Consider the following 18,641-nt stretch of genomic DNA (forward strand, 5'->3'; position numbering starts at 1 on the left):
CGAGGCAGAGATGAAAATACTTTATACTGATATTCGGACTTCTTTGACAGAAATCCTGACTAGAGAGGCGGAGGAGCTAGTTGCTGCTGGCAAGCGGGTTTTCTACATCGCCCCCAACTCTCTTTCATTTGAAAAGGAACGTGCTGTGCTGGAATGCTTGTCCCAGCAGGCTTCTTTTGCGATTACCGTTACGCGCTTTGCTCAGATGGCTCGTTACTTGGTCTTGAATGATTTGCCGACTAGAACTAGTCTAGATGACATCGGGCTTGGGATGGCTTTTTATAAGTGCCTTGCGGAACTCGATCCCAAGGACTTACGTGTTTATGGTGCAATTAAGCAGGATCCTCAATTTATCCAGCAGTTGGTTGAACTTTATCATGAGATGACGACTGCTCAGATGAGCTTTTTGGACTTAGAAAGTTTGACGGATGAGGACAAGAGAGCAGATTTACTCTTGATTTTTGAGAAAGTAACAGCCTATCTCAATCAAGGTCAGTTGGCTCAGGGAAGTCAGTTGTCCCATTTAATTGAGGCTATTGAGAATAGCAAGGTAAGTAGTGATTTCAGTCAGCTTGCCTTGGTTATCGACGGTTTTACTCGTTTTTCTGCTGAGGAAGAGCGTGTAGTGGATCTACTTCATCGAAAAGGTGCCGAGATTGTTATTGGGGCCTATGCAAGCAAGAAAGCCTATATCAGTCCGTTCTCTGAGGGGAATCTCTACCAAGCCAGTGTGGAATTTCTTCATCATTTGGGGGCAAAATACCAAACACCTGCTCAGGATCGTTCTCAGACTCATGAGAAAATAGATAGTTTTGACAAGGCATCTCGTTTGCTGGAGTCTTCTTATGATTTTTCAGAACTCGCTTTAGATGTCGATGAGAAGGACCGAGAAAACCTGCAAATCTGGTCCTGCTTGACGCAAAAAGAGGAGTTGGAGTTAGTAGCGCGTAGCATTCGTCAGAAATTACATGACCATCCAGAACTGAGTTACAATAATTTACGTATTCTCTTGGGTGATGTGGCTTCTTACCAGCTATCGTTGAAAACCATTTTTGACCAGTACCAGATTCCTTTCTATCTAGGTAGAAGTGAATCCATGGCCCACCACCCTTTGACTCAGTATGTCGAATCTATTTTGCGTTTGAAACGTTACCGTTTCCGTCAGGAGGATTTGATTAATCTCCTCAGAACTGGTCTGTATACTGACCTTAGCCAGGCTGATATTGATGCTTTTGAGCAATATCTCCGCTATCTTGGCATCAATGGCATGCCAGCTTTTCAGCAGACCTTCACAAAATCCCACCATGGAAAATTTGATTTGGAACACTTGAACGCCCTTCGTCTGCGAGTTTTGGCGCCACTTGAAACCTTATTTGCCAGTCGGAAGCAAAAGGCTGAAAATCTCTTGCAAAAGTGGAATACTTTTCTAAAAAATGCTGCTTTAAGCAAGCAGATGCAAGAATTGATAGCTACCATGGAAGCTCTTGAACAGGAAAGACAAGCCGAAGTTTGGAAGGCGTTCTGTCATGTTTTAGAACAATTTGCGACGGTTTTTGCCGATTCACAAGTTAGTCTAGAGGATTTCCTAGCCTTGCTCCACTCAGGGATGACTTTATCTCAGTATCGCACTATTCCAGCAACAGTAGACACTGTTCTGGTGCAGAGTTACGATTTGATCGCACCACTGACTGCTGACTTTGTCTACGCTATTGGGCTGTCTCAAGATCATTTACCAAAAATCGCGCAAAATACCAGTCTTTTGACAGACGAAGAAAGACAAAGTCTAAACCAAGCGACTGAAGAGGGAGCGCAATTACTGATTGCAAGTAGTGAAAACCTCAAGAAAAATCGCTATACCATGCTTTCCTTAGTCAATGCTGCTCGTAAGCAGTTGGTGTTATCCGCTCCAAGTCTCCTCAATGAAAATGAGAGCAAGGAATCGGCTTATCTTCAGGAACTGGTGAGTTTTGGATTTAGCCGGATAGAGAAAAAGATTCATCAAAAAAGTTTGTCTAAGGATGATATGGGTTCTTATCACAGTCTCTTGTCTAGTCTAGTGGCCTATCATCAGCAGGCAGGTTCTAGTGAAAATGAGCAAGATGTGACCTTTGTCAAGGTTCTAGCGCGTGTGATGGGGAAAAAACTTGATCAAAAAGGTCTTACAAATCCAGCACTCCCAACTAGTCCAAGCAGCAAGCCATTAGAGAAAGAGACCTTGCAGGCTCTCTATCCCGCTGACAAGGAGTTTTACCTGTCTACGTCTGGTTTGACGGAGTTTTACCGCAATGAATACAGTTATTTCCTCCGTTATGTCTTAGGTTTGCAGGAAGAATTGCGCCTACGTCCGGATGCTCGCAGTCACGGGAATTTCTTGCACCGTATTTTTGAACGTGCCTTGAAACTACCTGCTGAAAATCCGTTTGACCAACGACTGGAGCAAGCCATCAAGGAAACCAGCCAAGAACGCGAATTTGAAGCTATTTATCAAGAAAGTTTGGAAGCCCAGTTTACCAAGGAAGTCCTGCTTGATGTCGCTCGGACAACTGGTCACATCCTTCGTCATAATCCAGCCATTGAAACCATCCAAGAGGAAGCAACATTTGGTGGTAAAGATCAATCCTTTATTCAATTGGATAATGGTCGGAGTGTCCATGTGCGAGGCAAGGTTGACCGCATTGACCGCCTGAAAGCAGATGGTGCGCTAGGAGTGGTGGACTACAAGTCTAGTTTGACCCAGTTCCAGTTTCCGAATTTCTTTAATGGCCTCAATTCCCAACTGCCAACCTATCTTGCTGCCCTAAAAAGAGAAGGGGATCAGAACTTTTTTGGCGCTATGTACTTGGAAATGGCTGAACCCGTCCAATCTCTGCTGACCGTTAAGAGTTTGGCTGGAGCAGTAGCAGAAGCCAGCAAGTCTATGAAATACCAGGGACTCTTTTTAGAAAAAGAAAGCAGTCACTTGGGAGAGTTTTATAACAAAAACAAGGCTAATCAGCTGACAGATGAGGAATTTCAGCTCCTACTAGACTATAATGCCCATCTTTACAAGAAGGCAGCTGAGAAGATTTTAGAAGGCCATTTTGCCATTAATCCATACACAGAAAACGGCAGAAGTATTGCCCCATATGTTCAACAACATCAGGCTATTACTGGCTTTGAAGCTAATTACCACTTGGGTCAAGCTCGTTTCCTAGAGAAGTTAGACTTAGCTGATGGCAAGCGTCTGGTCGGAGAAAAACTCAAGCAAGCTTGGTTTGAGAAAATGAGAGAGGAGTTGAATCGATGAAGCCCATTTCCTTTTTAACTGAGGAAGAGATTCAAAAACTGCAAGAAGCAGAAGCGAGTTCGAACAAGGAACAAAAGAAAACAGCTGAGCAAATCGAAGCCATTTATACCGCAGGGCAAAATATCCTTGTTTCAGCGTCTGCTGGTTCAGGGAAGACCTTCGTTATGGCCGAGCGTATTCTGGATCAGTTAGCGCGTGGTGTGGAAATCAGCCAACTCTTTATCTCGACTTTTACAGTCAAGGCTGCTACAGAGCTTAAGGAACGTTTGGAGAAAAAAATCGGCCAACAAATCCAAGAAAGTAGCGATGTTGACCTTAAACAACACTTGGGTCGCCAGTTGGCGGACCTACCAAACGCTGCCATCGGAACCATGGACTCTTTCACACAAAAATTCCTTGGCAAGCATGGTTATCTGATTGATATCGCACCGACCTTCCGTATTCTGCAAAATGAAAGTGAACAGTTACTCTTAAAAAACGAAGTTTTTCATCAGGTTTTTGAAGAGCATTACCAAAATGAAAATAAAGAGAAATTTAGCCGTTTGGTGAAGAACTTTGCTGGGCGTGGCAAGGATGAACGTGGTCTGCGTCAGCAAGTCTACAAAATCTATGATTTTCTTCAATCCACCAGTAGCCCCCAAAAATGGCTGAACGAGTCTTTTCTCAAAGGGTTTGAAGAAGCTGACTTTGCAAATGAAAAAGACAAACTAACTGAGCAAATCAAGCAGGCGCTTTGGGACTTGGAAAGTTTCTTCCGTTATCATCTGGATAACGATGCCAAGGAGTTTCCCAAAGCTGCCTATTTAGAAGCTGTTCAACAGGTTTTGGATGAAATTAGCTCCTTAAATCAAGAGTCCGATAGTCAGGCTTATCAAGCAGTGCTTGCGCGTATTGTCGCCATCTCTAAGGAGAAAAACGGTCGGGCTCTAGCTAATTCTAGTCGTAAGGCCGATTTGAAGCCACTGGCTGATGCCTATAACGATGAGAGAAAGGCTCAGTTTGCTAAACTAGGACAACTGTCAGACCAGATAACCATTCTCGACTATCAAGAACGTTATCATGAAGCCACTTGGCAGCTAGCTAAAACCTTCCAAACCTTTATGAGTGATTTTGTGGAGGCTTATCGAGAACGTAAACGTCAGGAAAATGCCTTTGAATTTGCTGATATCAGTCATTTCACCATTGAAATTTTAGAGAATTTCCCACAAGTCCGCGAGGCTTATCAGGAACGATTCCATGAAGTCATGGTCGATGAGTATCAGGATACCAACCACATTCAAGAACGAATGCTGGAATTGCTGTCGAATGATCACAATCGCTTTATGGTGGGAGATATCAAGCAGTCCATCTACCGTTTCCGTCAGGCAGATCCTCAGATCTTCAATGAAAAATTCCAACGCTATGCGCAAAATCCTAAAGAGGGCAAGTTGATACTCCTCAAGGAAAATTTTCGTAGCAGTTCAGAAGTGCTGTCTGCAACCAATGATGTTTTTGCACGCCTTATGGACCAAGAGGTCGGTGAAATCAACTATGACAGCATGCACCAGCTTGTTTTTGCCAATACCAAACTGACTCCCAATCCAGACAACAAGGCAGAATTTCTCCTCTACGATAAGGACGATAGTGGGCAAGAAGAGGAAGAGAGTCAGGCAGATACGAAACTAACTGGTGAAATGCGCCTGGTTATCAAGGAAATCTTGAAGCTCCATCAAGAAAAAGGTGTTGCTTTTAAAGAAATAGCCCTTTTGACTTCCAGTCGTAGTCGAAATGACCAGATTCTCCTCGCCCTGTCTGAGTACGGAATTCCAGTTAAAACCGACGGTGAGCAAAACAACTACCTCCAATCCCTAGAAGTACAAGTCATGCTGGACACCCTGCGTGTCATTCACAATCCCCTGCAAGACTATGCCTTGGTAGCCCTTATGAAGTCTCCTATGTTTGGTTTTGATGAGGACGAGTTGGCACGCTTGTCCCTTCAGAAAAAAGAAGATAAGGTCCAAGAAAATCTCTATGAGAAACTGGTCAATGCTCAAAAACAGGCAACAAGTAAGAAAAACTTAATCCACACCGCTCTAGCTGAAAAACTAAGTCAGTTCATGGATATCTTGGATTCTTGGCGCTTATATACCAAAACTCACTCTCTCTATGACTTGATTTGGAAGATTTATAATGACCGTTTTTACTATGACTATGTTGGAGCCCTGCCAAACGGTCCAGCCAGACAGGCCAATCTCTACGCCCTAGCTCTGCGCGCTGACCAGTTTGAAAAGAGCAATTTCAAGGGATTGTCGCGTTTTATACGTATGATTGACCAAGTCCTAGAAGCCCAGCATGATCTTGCAAGCGTAGCCGTCGCACCGCCTAAAGATGCTGTGGAACTCATGACCATTCACAAGAGCAAAGGTCTAGAGTTTCCTTATGTCTTTATCCTCAATATGGATCAGGACTTCAACAAGCAAGACAGCATGTCAGACATCATTCTCAGCCGTCAAAATGGGCTTGGTGTCAAATACATTGCCAAGGTGGAAACAGGAGCAGTGGAAGCACACTATCCTAAAACCATTAAACTCTCTATTCCTAGCCTGACCTATACGCAGAATGAGAAAGAACTGCAACTGGCTAGCTATTCTGAACAGATGCGTCTGCTGTATGTTGCCATGACGAGAGCTGAGAAAAAGCTCTATCTTGTTGGCAAGGGTTCTCGTGAAAAGCTAGAAGCCAAGGAATACCCAGTAGCTGAGAGCGGAAAATTAGATAGCAATACCAGACTGCAAGCAAGAAATTTCCAAGATTGGATCTGGGCTATCAGCAAAGTATTTGTCAAGGACAATCTCAACTTTAGTTATCGTTTTGTTGACGAAGATCAGTTGACTAGAGAAGCTATCGGAGAACTGGAAAACAAGAGCCCTCTCCAAGATAGCTCTCAAGCAGACAACCGCCAGTCAGAAACCATCAAAGAAGCTCTGGAAATGCTGAAAGAGGTGGAAGTTTATAATAGTCTCCACCGCGCAGCCATTGAACTACCAAGTGTTCAAACCCCAAGCCAAATCAAGAAATTCTACGAACCCGTTATGGATATGGAAGGGGTAGAAATTGCTAACCAAACTCCATCACCGGAAAAGCGAATCAGCTTTGATTTACCAGATTTTTCAACTAAAGAAAAGATAACTGGAGCTGAGATTGGTAGTGCAACCCACGAACTCATGCAGAGAATGGACCTTAGTCAGCAACCAACACTTGCTAGCCTGACAGAAACTCTCAAACAAGTTCAAACGAGTCCAGCAGTCAGAGACAAGATCAATCTTTCTAAAATCCTAGCATTCTTTGACACACCACTTGGTCAGGAAATTCTTGCTAATACAGACCATCTTTATCGCGAGCAACCTTTCTCTATGCTCAAAAAAGATCAAGAGAGTCAGGAAGACTTTGTTGTTCGTGGGATCTTGGATGGCTATCTACTTTATGAGAATCGTATCGTTCTTTTCGACTACAAGACTGACCGTTACGATGAACCAAGTCAACTTATAGACCGCTATCGCGGCCAGTTAGCCTTATACGGAGAGGCTTTATCTAGAGCCTATTCGATTGAAAACATAGAAAAATACTTGATTTTGCTCGGCAAAGATGAGGTTCAAGTTGTAAAAGTATAATTTATACTCTTCGAAAATCAAATTCAAACCATGTCAGCTTCACCTTGCCGTATATAGGTGACTGACTTCGTCAGTTCTATCCACAACCTCAAAACCATGTTTTGAGCTGACTTCGTCAGTCTTATCTACAACCTCAAAGCAGTGCTTTGAGCAACCTGCGGCTAGCTTCCTAGTTTGCTTTTTGATTTTCATTGAGTATTAGAAAGGAGACCTCATGACACTTCCAGTTAGAAAATCCTTGCACGATGCGGTTTTACAGGCTTCAAAAGCCGATACTTGGGATCAAGCCACTAAGGAGTGGAATGAAGTTTCCTTGATTTTTAACGGTATCGGTCGTAGCAATTGTGTCTGCGGTAATGCTATCAAATACGCCTACGAACTCTTTAACGGAGTTACAGGACAACGTCTGTTTCCTATCGGAAGCGACTGTGTTCGCCATTTTCATCGTATTAGCCTCGATCAGCAACTAGAAGAGGAAGAAAAACTACTCAGAAAAGTTGAAAACCTAACCAGAAAGGCTCAGAAAAAGGAAAAAATCAAGGTTAATAAAAGCGATTTTGACGAACGACTTCTAAAATGGTTTTGGGAAAAAGGTGTTTTCAAAGCCAATCGTGGCAATCATTTTGCGCCTGAGAGAGACTATCAGCTCTTCCTAGAGGTCTTTCAAGGCGGAAGTTGGACCAAGGCAGATCCAAAGAAGAAGGCTCGTATGGAAGAAGTGCTGGAAAAGTGTATCAAACCTTTTTTACTTGGTAAGACAGATGACCAACTCTACCTTGTCAAACTAGGCAAGGAGAAAATCGACTACGAGCAGCATTTACGGATTCAAGCGGAGAAAGAACGCAAGAAAAGAGATAAAATCGCCAAGCAATACGCTGACAACCTCATTCTTGCCATGGGACCTGCCGAACGAGCCTATCAAGATTACTTTGGCTTTACAGAAACCTTGACCCAAGAAGAACGAATATGGGAGAAAATCCTCTTTGGTAAGAATAGAGAAGAACGGGCTATCAAGGCTAAACAAAACCAAAAGGAGCTGGAAAAGAATCAGCGAATTGCAGGTCAGGATCCTATTGAACGAAAGCAGAAGCAGACCTGGCTCCTTAATTCTTATTTTCGGGATTTACCTGATGAAAAAGCTAGATTTTCTCGACTCTTATTAGAATTTCGAAAAAGTGGAGAAGTACGCTTTTCAGATGAATACTTATCTGAGCATCTCATCGATTTTTTCTACAAGATGAAAGCCTTTGAGTTTGAAATCTCACCAGAACAAGTCCGCGATTTTCTAAAAGAATGCCTTCAGGCAGAACATTTATCATCTGCACAAGAAAGCTGGATTAGAGGAATTCTCCTCAATTGCCTTCACCCGTTTTTAGATAGATTGCTCATATAGAAAAAAATCCTACCTTGTTTATGCACGGTAGGATTTAAGTATCTCCAAAGATGTACTGGTAAAGTTGGACGACTTTCTGAAAACACTGCGTGTCCATCCTTGTTATTTTTTGAGCATGTCGCATCCGAAAATCAAAGGTATACAGTTGAAATGGATTGACAGCACCATCTACCTTATCCGACGAGACAGGAACGAGCAAGCCTTTTTCTGCCAAACGTTGTTGGCCATGAGTGATAGGACAGACAGCCACAAATCCAGTTTGCAAGGCATATTCTCTCCTAGAAACAACCAAGGCAGGGCGCCTTTTCTGGATTTCTCGACCAACTGATGGATCAAAATCCAGCCAAATGATATCCTGCTTTTCAGGAATATACTCAGATTTCGCTATCAAGTGACCTTACCCCTTCAAAATCATTTGTCATTCTCAAATCAGTAATTCCATCAAAAGGATCTTTTAGTTTTGGAGCTAAGACAATGACTCCGTCAATCCCTTTGTAGACAACCATTTCTTGACCTTCTGTCATCCCCAAATTCTTAGGAATCGTCACAGTGAGAGAGTTTCCCACCTTCCGAGTCTTTACTGTATTCATCGCTCTACCTCCACGAATTTGTATACACTAAGTATATACCCATCGGCAAAAAAAGTCAAGTAAATCGTTGCTGACATCAAGGATGTTTCACACGATTACTATTTATCATTTGTTATGGTCAAAGCCTGTGCAAAAGTTCCTAATTTATGATAGAATAGATAGTGAGATAGAAAACGTTTTTACTACGTTTTTTAGTCGGAAAGGGAAATTTATGGCTACAATTCAATGGTTTCCGGGCCACATGTCTAAGGCTCGACGACAAGTTCAGGAGAATTTAAAATTTGTTGATTTTGTGACGATTTTGGTGGATGCTCGGCTACCTTTATCTAGTCAAAATCCTATGTTAACCAAGATTGTGGGTGATAAACCTAAACTCTTGATTTTGAACAAGGCTGACCTAGCAGACCCAGCAATGACCAAAGAATGGCGTCAGTATTTTGAATCACAGGGAATCCAAACTCTGGCTATCAACTCCAAAGAGCAAGTAACTGTAAAAGTTGTGACAGATGCGGCTAAAAAGCTCATGGCTGATAAGATTGCACGCCAGAAGGAACGTGGTATCCAGATTGAAACCTTGCGGACCATGATTATCGGAATTCCAAATGCCGGCAAGTCAACTCTCATGAACCGTTTGGCTGGGAAAAAGATTGCAGTTGTCGGCAATAAACCAGGTGTTACCAAGGGGCAACAATGGCTCAAAACCAATAAAGACCTTGAAATCCTAGACACACCAGGGATTCTCTGGCCTAAGTTCGAAGATGAAACTGTCGCTCTAAAACTAGCCTTGACTGGAGCCATCAAAGACCAGTTGCTTCCTATGGATGAGGTGACTATTTTTGGTCTCAATTATTTCAAAAAACATTATCCAGAAAAGCTAGCTGAACGCTTCAAACAAATGAAGATAGAAGAGGAAGCACCTGTTATTATTATGGATATGACACGTGCTCTCGGTTTCCGAGACGACTACGACCGCTTTTACAGCCTCTTCGTGAAGGAAGTCCGTGATGGAAAACTCGGTAACTACACCTTAGATACATTGGACGACATCGATGACGACGATTAAAGAAATCAAAGAACTTCTTGCTAGTGTTAAAGAATTAGACGATCCTCTTTTTCTAGAATTCGAAAAAGATACCCGTTCTGGAGTTCAAAAGGAAATCAGCAAGCGAAAAAAATCTATTCAGGTAGAACTGGATGAAAACCTTCGTTTGGAATCCATGCTTTCCTATGAAAAAGAGCTTTATAAACAAGGAGTGACCTTAATAGCAGGTGTTGACGAGGTCGGCCGTGGTCCTCTGGCTGGACCTGTAGTCGCTGCAGCCGTTATTTTACCAAAAAATTGTAAGATTAGAGGCCTCAACGATAGCAAGAAAATTCCTAAGAAGAAACATTTGGAAATTTACCAAGCCGTTCAAGACCAAGCCTTGGCAATAGGTATTGGTATCAAGGATAATCACATCATTGACCAAGTCAATATCTATGAAGCGACCAAACTGGCCATGATAGAAGCAATCTCCCAGCTCAGTCCGCAACCTGAGCATCTCTTGATAGATGCCATGAAACTGGAGTTACCAATTTCACAAACCTCTATTATCAAGGGGGATGCTAACTCCCTCTCAATTGCGGCCGCATCTATTGTGGCCAAGGTGACACGGGATAATATTATGAAGGACTATGACAATCAATATCCCGGCTATGACTTCACAGCTAATGCTGGCTATGGAACAGCAAAACATCTAGAAGGACTGGAAAAACTAGGTGTCACCCCAATTCACCGAACCAGTTTTGAACCAGTCAAAACACTGGTTTCAACAAAGAAAGACAAGTAAGAGGAAATGATTATGGAGGAACAGTCAGAAACACTCAGTTCCAAGAAAGAATTTGCCTTTGCCTCAAGCACTATATTATCCCAAGTTGGACGAGGGATCATTGTTGGTCTCGTCGTCGGGCTAATCGTCGGATCCTTTCGTTTCTTAATCGAAAAGGGCTTCCATCTGATACAAGGACTCTATCAAGAACCAGCGCACCTAGTGCGCAATCTTTTTATCATTGGTCTATTTTATGTATTCGTTTGCTGGCTAAGTGCGAAACTAACTCGGTCAGAAAAAGATATCAAGGGTTCAGGAATTCCTCAAGTCGAAGCCGAACTAAAGGGACTCATGACTCTCAACTGGTGGAGTGTCCTTTGGAAAAAATATATTTTAGGTATTCTTGCTATTGCCAGTGGCCTTATGCTAGGTCGAGAAGGGCCAAGTATTCAACTTGGAGCAGTTGGTGGTAAAGGTATTGCCAAGTGGCTAAAATCTAGCCCAGTAGAGGAACGTTCCCTGATTGCCAGTGGTGCTGCAGCAGGGCTAGCAGCTGCCTTTAACGCTCCAATTGCAGGCCTTCTCTTTGTTGTAGAAGAAGTCTATCACCATTTTTCACGCTTTTTCTGGGTCTCAACTCTAGCAGCTAGTCTCGTAGCAAACTTTGTCTCACTACTCATATTTGGCCTAACCCCCGTACTGGATATGCCAGACAACATTCCTCTCATGACCCTAGACCAGTATTGGATTTACCTCTTTATGGGAGTTTTTCTCGGACTTTCTGGTTTTCTCTATGAGAAGGCTGTACTCAATGTTGGTCGAATTTATGACTGGATTGGTCAAAAAATCCATTTGGATAAAGCTTATTATCCAATCCTAGCCTTTATCCTTATCATACCAGTCGGGATTTTCTTGCCACAAATTCTTGGTGGTGGAAATCAGGTCGTTCTTTCTTTGACTGAGCTAGATTTTAGTTTTCAGATTCTATTAGCTTACTTTTTGATTCGCTTTGTTTGGAGCATGATTAGTTATGGAAGTGGTCTCCCAGGAGGAATTTTCCTACCCATTTTGGCGCTTGGTTCCTTACTTGGTGCCCTAGTCGGTGTCATTTGTGTCAATCTTGGGCTTGTTAGTCAGGAGCAGTTTCCTATATTTGTCATTTTAGGAATGAGTGGCTACTTTGGGGCAATTTCCAAGGCACCCTTAACTGCCATGATCCTCGTAACTGAGATGGTTGGGGATATTCGCAACCTCATGCCACTTGGATTAGTGACCTTGGTGGCTTACATCGTCATGGATCTACTCAAGGGGGCACCAGTCTATGAGGCTATGCTAGAAAAAATGCTGCCAGAAGAAGCAACAGACGAAGGAGAAGTCACCCTCATAGAAATCCCTGTGTCTGACAAAATCGCTGGAAAACAGGTTCACGAACTCAACTTGCCACATAACGTACTCATCACCACCCAAGTCCATAATGGCAAGAGCCAAACAGTTAACGGCTCAACTAGAATGTATCTGGGGGATATGATTCACCTAGTGATTCCAAAAAGTGAAATTGGAAAAGTCAAAGATTTGTTGTTGTAAGTTCTGTTTACATAATTTATTTTACGTAAAATATTCTTAAAAGGATTCTCTATGAAAAGAAATAAGGCAATTGCAGTATATTTGCTAGGCACATTTAGCCAAATAATATCAGTTTGTCTCCTTTTCTTTCTCTTGAATCTTTTTTCTATTCATTCCAATCTATTAACTATTTTAGGAATCTTTCTAGGTGGGATTTCTTCAGCTCTTTGGGGAATTATTGTTGCAAATCACTATTTTCATATTCCTTTTAAAAAGATCGTTAACGATTTTTTTAACATTCATACCAGTTATAAACACTATTTATTATCTTTTTTCCTTATTATCCTTGATTTTTCTTTTCTAATGTTTGGTGGGAAAATAATAGAATTTAGCTGGTATCTCCCATTTTTGATGTTCTTCAAATTTATTGTCTTTGGTGGTATAGAAGAGATTGGATGGCGATATGTTTTTCAACCAATTTTACAAGAAAAGTTGCCATATTTTTACTCAACAATCCTAACCTTTTTCAGCTGGGCGATTTGGCATCTGTTGTTCTTTTATATTGATGGTTCCCTAGCAACTCTGCAAATTCTACCGTTTTTATTTGGATTGCTGACGAATTCTTTCATACTCTCAGCTCTTTATAACAAAACAAAGAATCTATGGATTTGCGTTATGACACATTCGATCATTAACGTTTTGTCTCAGCTAACCATAGATACTAATCGATACGAAACCTACCTAATCAAAATTTTCGTCATCTTGGTATCCTGCTATATGGTAGTACATAAAAAAGATGAGTATAGTCGGTATGAATAAAATTAAATATAAATCTTCAAAACCAAATCAAAAAAGATTTGGTTTTTTAAGAATTAGAAATCTAATTTTCAGTATATAGTATGATTTTTACCCCCTACTTTGTAAAGAATGATTAGAATATTGTATAATAAGAAAAAGGAGAAAAGCATAAATGAATAATTCTGGAATTAAAAAAAGTCATACAAGAATACTAATCATTTTGTTACTCGCAACCATCACAGCAGGAGCTATTTTTATGTTTAGTATGTTAGGAAAATCGCAAGAAGAACATCGGAATAGAGAGTATGAAGTTAGTTTGGTGAATGCGTTAAAGAATTCCTATGAAGGGATTGAAGAGATTAAAATTTCTAATCCAGAATACACAAGCCCTCCTGGTTCGTGGTCTTGTGACGTAGAAATCAAATTTAAACATGAAGTAAAAATTAAGTATGGTGTTGGATATTCTCTAGACACTGAAGAAATAACAGATACTTCATTGGAATGGGAAAATAGAGTAAAAGATAGACAATTTTTAAATGAAAACAAGGGTAAAACTGCTTCGAAAATTAGGGTAACTTATTCTAATAATGACGAAGGAGAATATTAATGGTATTTAATTATACAGAAAAACAACTTAATGAATTAAACCACGGGAAGAATGTATATAGTGTCAATGCTGAATATGCTGAGAAAAAGAGGAAATGATAATGAGTAAAGACAGATTAAGAAAAAGCTATAAACCATTATTCATAGTTTTACTACTCGCAACTATCACAGCAGGAGGTATTTTTATATTTAGTATGTTAGGAAAATCCCAAGAAGAGCGTCGAAATAGAGAATATGAAGTAAGTCTGGTTAATGCCTTAAAGAATTCATATGAAGGGATAGAAGAAATCAAAATTTCCAATCCAGAGTATACAAGCCCTCCTGGTTCGTGGTCTTGTGATGTCGAAATTAAATTTAAAGATGAAAGAACTCTTTCATATGGAATTAATCATCTTATGGTGGACGTCAAGAAACAAACGAAGATTGGCAGTATTTAGAAACTCATAAAGGGCAAACTTTAAAGTCAGTGAAAATTACTTATTCTGATAGTGAGCAAGGAGAACTATGATAAATTTCCAATATACTGATGAACACTTGAATAATTTAAACTAAGATTATGCTGTTTATAGTGTGAACGAAGAGTTTTCAAGTAGAAAAAAGACAAAACAGGTTGGGTTGTAGAAAAGTCTAATATTGATCCTAAAAACGAAACTAACACTATAACCACCTCAGATGATCAAGAATCCCGTGTTGTTGCGACTAAGTCTCACCGAATATCGGGATTTGATGCAGTATCTGTGACAATTGACTTGATTTTCTCTATTCTACTGTTATTTATCTTTAAATTATAGTAGAATAGAGAAAAGGAGAAAAGCTTAAATGAATATTTCCAGCAATAAAAAAAGATATATAAGACTACTAATCGTTTTGTTACTCGTAGCCATTACAGCAGGAGGTGTTTTTATATTTAGTATGTTAGGAAAATCCCAAGAAGAGCGTCGAAATAGAGAATATGAAGTTAGTTTGGTGAATGCTTTAAAGAATTCATATGAAGGTATAGAAGAAATCAAAATTTCCAATCCAACATATACGAACCCTCCTGGTGACTGGTCTTGTAAGGTTGATATTTTGTTTGAAGATGGGGAAAAAATATTCTATGGAATTCCACATAACTTAGATGAGATAGAAAATTACAATGGTCGTATGACTTATGGACAACGAGATTTTCTTAACCTAAGAAAAGGAATAACAACTAATACAGTTACGGTTACATACTCTAGCAAAGAAAGAGGGGAACAGTAATGGTATTTAATTATACAGAAAAACAACTTAATGAATTAAACCACGGGAAGAATGTATATAGTGTCAATGCTGAATATGCTGAGAAAAAGAGGAAATGATAATGAGTAAAGACAGATTAAGAAAAAGCTATAAACCATTATTCATAGTTCTTCTACTCGCAACTATCACAACAGGAGGTGTTTTTATGTTTAGTATCTTAGGGCAATCCCAAGAAGAACGTCGAAATAGAGAGTATGAAGTTAGTCTGGTTAATGCCTTAAAGAATTCCTACCAAGGGATTAAGGAGATTAAGATTATGGATCCTTACTATAATGACAAACCAGGTTCGTGGTCTTGTGATATTTCAGTACAGTTCAATGATAGTCAAACTATTACTTATGGAATTAATCACAGATTAACCTATAAAGAAAACCATGATGGTCTTATGAAAGGAAATACTAATGAAGAAATTGATCAACAATGGTCTATACTTCAAAAACACATTGGTAAAACAGATTCTACAATATTAGTACGATATTCAAATGGTGAAACAGGAGAGCAATAATGGTATTTAATTATACTGATAATCAATTGAATAATTTAAACCAAGATTTTGCGGTCTATAGTGTTAATAAAGAATTTTCAGAACGCAATAAAAAGAAATTTGTGACAGATAATCCAAATAATAAAAACGAAACCAACACCATAACCACCTCCGATGGTCAAGAATTCCGTGTTGTTGCCACTAAGTCTGACCCAGTATCGGGATTTGATGGACTGGCAGTTGCACCAATTGTCAATGGCAAAGCAGATTATAAAAATGTAGCTGTGATTGCGGCAGGAACTGACCCTGATAGTCCGGTGAATAAAACTATGTTTAGTTCACGCGATGTCAATAGTGCCATAATTGCAAGGCAAACTTATTTATCTCCACAATATAAGGTTGCCGACCAATTCGTAAAAGAGATTATGGACGATCCCAGATATGAAGTTAGTCAACTATCGGGCTATTCACAAGGGGCTTATATGCTTAAAGTAGGGGCTAAATATCACATACCTACAACTACCTTTAATGCTTGGTTCAAATATGGAGCCCTCTCATTAAAAGAGAAAGCATTTATTGAAAGTAACCCTTCTATGTTTATAGATTACCGTAGAAAAAATGATGACGTAGTAGTCTGGAATGATTTCAATCATCCAGAATGGTATAATACTACCACTACAAATTCTATGCCTAACACGATTCACTGGCTTGATGGCTCTAGTCACAAAATTGCTGATTGGGAATTTGATCCTGTAACAGGTCAAGTTGTTGATGGTAAAGGTGGAAAACCCTTAATTAGCGGCGTTTATAGAGCTTATGCCAACAGTCTCCGAGGAATGGCTCATTACAAGGACTTGAAATCAAAATGGTCATCAGGTGGCATTAGTAGCTCTGAGGAAATATACTTAGATGCAGCTCAGGGTTCTATCTTATCATCATCTATAGCTACGGCAGCAAGAACTGGAGCTGATGAAGTGAGCGCCTTAGCCAAGATTGCTAACCAAGAATTACAAGAAATTTGGTCAAAAATCGATTTTACAAGCTACACAGCCTTGGCTCCCTATGAAGTTGAAACCATTTTTGCTAGCCAAGGTATCACTCAAGCACAGTTTATCGATACTTTTCAGGCAGAAACGGATCAAACAGTCACTAAGATGAATGCTTCCGCCCAAGCATTTGAAAATTTGGATAAACAATTACAGGAAGTCATCGAAAAAACAGTGGCAACAGACACACAATTTGCTAAGGAGTTCAGACAATGGAAAGCAGAGATGTAAAATGGGATGCCATTAGACAAAAAGAGAGGGAAATTCTTAACCTCGAAGAACAATACTATCAGCAAAAGAAAAAATTAGAGAAAAAGACACTAGAATTAGAGGAACGTTCTGCAAGATTAGAAAAGATCATGAACGAAGAAGCTGATAAAATGTATCTAGTATTAAGAAAGTTTTTATCACCAGCTGATTGTGTTAGAGACTACTTTACAGAAATAGAAAATTTGAGATATCATTCTAACCAAGTTTATAGAACTAATGAAATAAAACTGGAAGAAGAAAAAGAAAAAATAGATAAAGAATTTCGACAAAGAAAAAATATCTTAGATGAAGAATATCAAAAACTAAGGAGAGATTATGCAAGCACCAATGAATGAGTACTATACTGATGAAGAATACCAATACGCTCTAAAACAAATGTATCGCATGATGGAAAGAAATCGCATCCTGGCTCAATGCCAATTAGCAAAGGTCGCTAAAAATCAAATAAAAGAAAGTTTTGACCAAAAATCGAAAACAATTGCAAGAGATACTAAAGCAACAATAACAAGTATTAACAGCCAAATGGATACTGCAATTCAAGGTAAAGTTCGCAAGAGTCTTGAAACAAAGATTCCTAACATGTTGCTCAAGTATGATGAAATATAGAAAATACTCTAAAGAATTTTTTGGTTATTTGCTTAAAGTTATCTATTCCTAAATCTCCCCTATAACATCTTTCCGAAAAACTATAATTTTCTTGAAAAATATATAAGTCTATGCTATACTACTAGTAGACTTAATTATGGAGAAAATACATGAAACGTGAGATTTTACTGGAACGAATCGACAAACTAAAACAAATCATGCCCTGGTATGTCTTGGAATACTACCAATCAAAGCTTGCTGTTCCTTACAGTTTTACAACCTTGTACGAATACCTCAAGGAATATGATCGATTTTTTAGCTGGGTTTTGGAGTCTGGTATTTCAAATGTTGATAAAATGTCCGACATTCCTTTATCAGTCTTGGAAAACATGTCTAAGAAAGATATGGAAGCTTTTATCCTATATCTACGAGAACGTCCTTTGCTGAATGCTAATACAACCAAGCAAGGTGTCTCTCAGACGACCATCAATCGGACCTTGTCAGCACTTTCCAGTCTTTACAAGTATCTGACCGAGGAGGTTGAAAACGACCAGGGGGAGCCTTATTTCTATCGTAATGTAATGAAGAAAGTTTCAACCAAGAAAAAGAAAGAAACTCTTGCTGCCAGAGCTGAAAACATCAAGCAAAAGCTCTTTCTAGGTGATGAAACAGAAGGTTTTCTGACTTATATCGACCAAGAGTACCCACAACAGCTCTCAAATCGTGCCTTATCCTCCTTTAATAAAAATAAAGAACGTGATTTAGCTATTATTGCCCTTCTCCTAGCATCTGGTGTCCGCTTATCCGAAGCTGTTAATCTAGATCTAAGAGATCTTAATCTCAATATGATGGTTATTGATGTCACACGTAAGGGGGGAAAACGTGACTCGGTCAATGTCGCTGCCTTTGCCAAGCCTTATCTAGAGAATTATCTCGCCATTCGAAATCAACGCTATAAGACGGAAAAGACGGATACAGCACTCTTTTTGACCTTATATCGTGGTGTTCCTAATCGTATCGATGCTTCCAGTGTTGAAAAAATGGTTGCTAAGTACTCTGAGGACTTCAAAGTGCGTGTAACTCCCCACAAACTACGCCATACGCTAGCAACAAGACTTTATGATGCAACTAAATCGCAAGTTTTGGTTAGCCATCAGCTGGGACACGCCAGCACACAAGTCACTGACCTCTATACCCATATCGTCAATGATGAACAAAAGAATGCTTTAGATAGTTTGTAAATATTACACATTACATATTATAAATTATGTAAATTGTAGT

Annotated in this window: 16 protein-coding genes and 1 pseudogene; 15 read left to right on the top strand and 2 right to left on the bottom strand. The window is 39.8% G+C overall.

Annotated features, from left to right (window positions below; genetic code table 11):
* Positions 1-10: 10 nt before the first annotated feature.
* The 3 genes from rexB to ATE37_RS01290 all read left to right on the top strand — a co-directional run bounded on the left by rexB (position 11) and on the right by ATE37_RS01290 (position 8,329).
* Positions 11-3,286: an ATP-dependent nuclease subunit B gene (gene rexB, locus ATE37_RS01280; protein ID WP_084867269.1), complete on the top strand. Its 3,276-nt coding sequence runs from the start codon at positions 11-13 to the stop codon at positions 3,284-3,286.
* Complete coding sequence (addA, locus tag ATE37_RS01285) at positions 3,283-6,936, top strand: helicase-exonuclease AddAB subunit AddA (protein ID WP_084867271.1); 3,654 nt, start codon at positions 3,283-3,285, stop codon at positions 6,934-6,936. Before rexB ends, addA begins: the two co-directional genes overlap by 4 nt.
* A gap of 214 nt (positions 6,937-7,150) precedes the next feature.
* Positions 7,151-8,329, top strand: a complete 1,179-nt coding sequence (locus tag ATE37_RS01290) for a hypothetical protein (protein ID WP_084867272.1) — start codon at positions 7,151-7,153, stop codon at positions 8,327-8,329.
* Between the two features lie 34 nt (positions 8,330-8,363).
* On the opposite strand, the gene ATE37_RS01295 is transcribed toward ATE37_RS01290, so the two are convergent.
* Both ATE37_RS01295 and mazE read right to left on the bottom strand, forming a co-directional pair.
* Positions 8,364-8,720: a type II toxin-antitoxin system PemK/MazF family toxin gene (locus ATE37_RS01295; RefSeq protein ID WP_084867273.1), complete on the bottom strand. Its 357-nt coding sequence runs from the start codon at positions 8,718-8,720 to the stop codon at positions 8,364-8,366.
* Entirely contained in the window at positions 8,704-8,919 is a 216-nt protein-coding gene (gene mazE, locus ATE37_RS01300) for a type II toxin-antitoxin system PemI/MazE family antitoxin (protein WP_001098942.1), read from the bottom strand. The genes ATE37_RS01295 and mazE overlap by 17 nt, the downstream gene beginning before the upstream one ends.
* Positions 8,920-9,130: 211 nt before the next feature.
* Here mazE and ylqF point away from each other — a divergent pair, with 211 nt between their 5' ends.
* From ylqF to xerS, 12 genes and pseudogenes are all read left to right on the top strand, one after another.
* Positions 9,131-9,982, top strand: coding sequence for a ribosome biogenesis GTPase YlqF (gene ylqF, locus ATE37_RS01305; RefSeq protein WP_084867274.1), 852 nt, complete (start codon positions 9,131-9,133; stop codon positions 9,980-9,982).
* A complete protein-coding gene (locus tag ATE37_RS01310; protein WP_084867276.1) occupies positions 9,969-10,748 on the top strand; it encodes a ribonuclease HII in 780 nt (259 codons plus the stop codon). Before ylqF ends, ATE37_RS01310 begins: the two co-directional genes overlap by 14 nt.
* 12 nt (positions 10,749-10,760) lie before the next feature.
* Positions 10,761-12,311 carry a ClC family H(+)/Cl(-) exchange transporter gene (locus tag ATE37_RS01315; RefSeq protein ID WP_084867278.1) on the top strand — a complete coding sequence of 517 codons (1,551 nt, stop codon included), beginning with the start codon at positions 10,761-10,763 and terminating at the stop codon, positions 12,309-12,311.
* A gap of 51 nt (positions 12,312-12,362) precedes the next feature.
* Positions 12,363-13,109: a CPBP family intramembrane glutamic endopeptidase gene (locus tag ATE37_RS01320; RefSeq protein WP_084867280.1), complete on the top strand. Its 747-nt coding sequence runs from the start codon at positions 12,363-12,365 to the stop codon at positions 13,107-13,109.
* Between the two features lie 151 nt (positions 13,110-13,260).
* Positions 13,261-13,695, top strand: coding sequence for a hypothetical protein (locus ATE37_RS01325; RefSeq protein WP_084867282.1), 435 nt, complete (start codon positions 13,261-13,263; stop codon positions 13,693-13,695).
* Positions 13,696-13,795: 100 nt separating this feature from the next.
* Positions 13,796-14,202, top strand: a pseudogene (locus tag ATE37_RS01330) (hypothetical protein).
* Positions 14,203-14,513: 311 nt separating this feature from the next.
* Positions 14,514-14,936, top strand: a complete 423-nt coding sequence (locus tag ATE37_RS01335) for a hypothetical protein (protein ID WP_084867284.1) — start codon at positions 14,514-14,516, stop codon at positions 14,934-14,936.
* A gap of 100 nt (positions 14,937-15,036) precedes the next feature.
* Positions 15,037-15,480, top strand: coding sequence for a hypothetical protein (locus tag ATE37_RS01340; RefSeq protein WP_084867286.1), 444 nt, complete (start codon positions 15,037-15,039; stop codon positions 15,478-15,480).
* Positions 15,480-16,736: a hypothetical protein gene (locus ATE37_RS01345; RefSeq protein WP_084867287.1), complete on the top strand. Its 1,257-nt coding sequence runs from the start codon at positions 15,480-15,482 to the stop codon at positions 16,734-16,736. The genes ATE37_RS01340 and ATE37_RS01345 overlap by 1 nt, the downstream gene beginning before the upstream one ends.
* Positions 16,718-17,110, top strand: a complete 393-nt coding sequence (locus tag ATE37_RS01350; RefSeq protein WP_084867289.1) for a hypothetical protein — start codon at positions 16,718-16,720, stop codon at positions 17,108-17,110. Before ATE37_RS01345 ends, ATE37_RS01350 begins: the two co-directional genes overlap by 19 nt.
* On the top strand, positions 17,091-17,381 hold the full coding sequence (locus ATE37_RS01355) for a hypothetical protein (protein WP_180382747.1): 291 nt from the start codon (positions 17,091-17,093) through the stop codon (positions 17,379-17,381). The genes ATE37_RS01350 and ATE37_RS01355 overlap by 20 nt, the downstream gene beginning before the upstream one ends.
* A gap of 149 nt (positions 17,382-17,530) precedes the next feature.
* Entirely contained in the window at positions 17,531-18,601 is a 1,071-nt protein-coding gene (xerS, locus tag ATE37_RS01360) for a tyrosine recombinase XerS (protein ID WP_084867291.1), read from the top strand.
* The last annotated feature ends 40 nt before the right edge of the window (positions 18,602-18,641 follow it).

It is taken from the genome of Streptococcus oralis subsp. tigurinus (assembly GCF_002093575.1).
GTDB classification, from domain to species: Bacteria; Bacillota; Bacilli; order Lactobacillales; family Streptococcaceae; genus Streptococcus; species Streptococcus oralis_CH.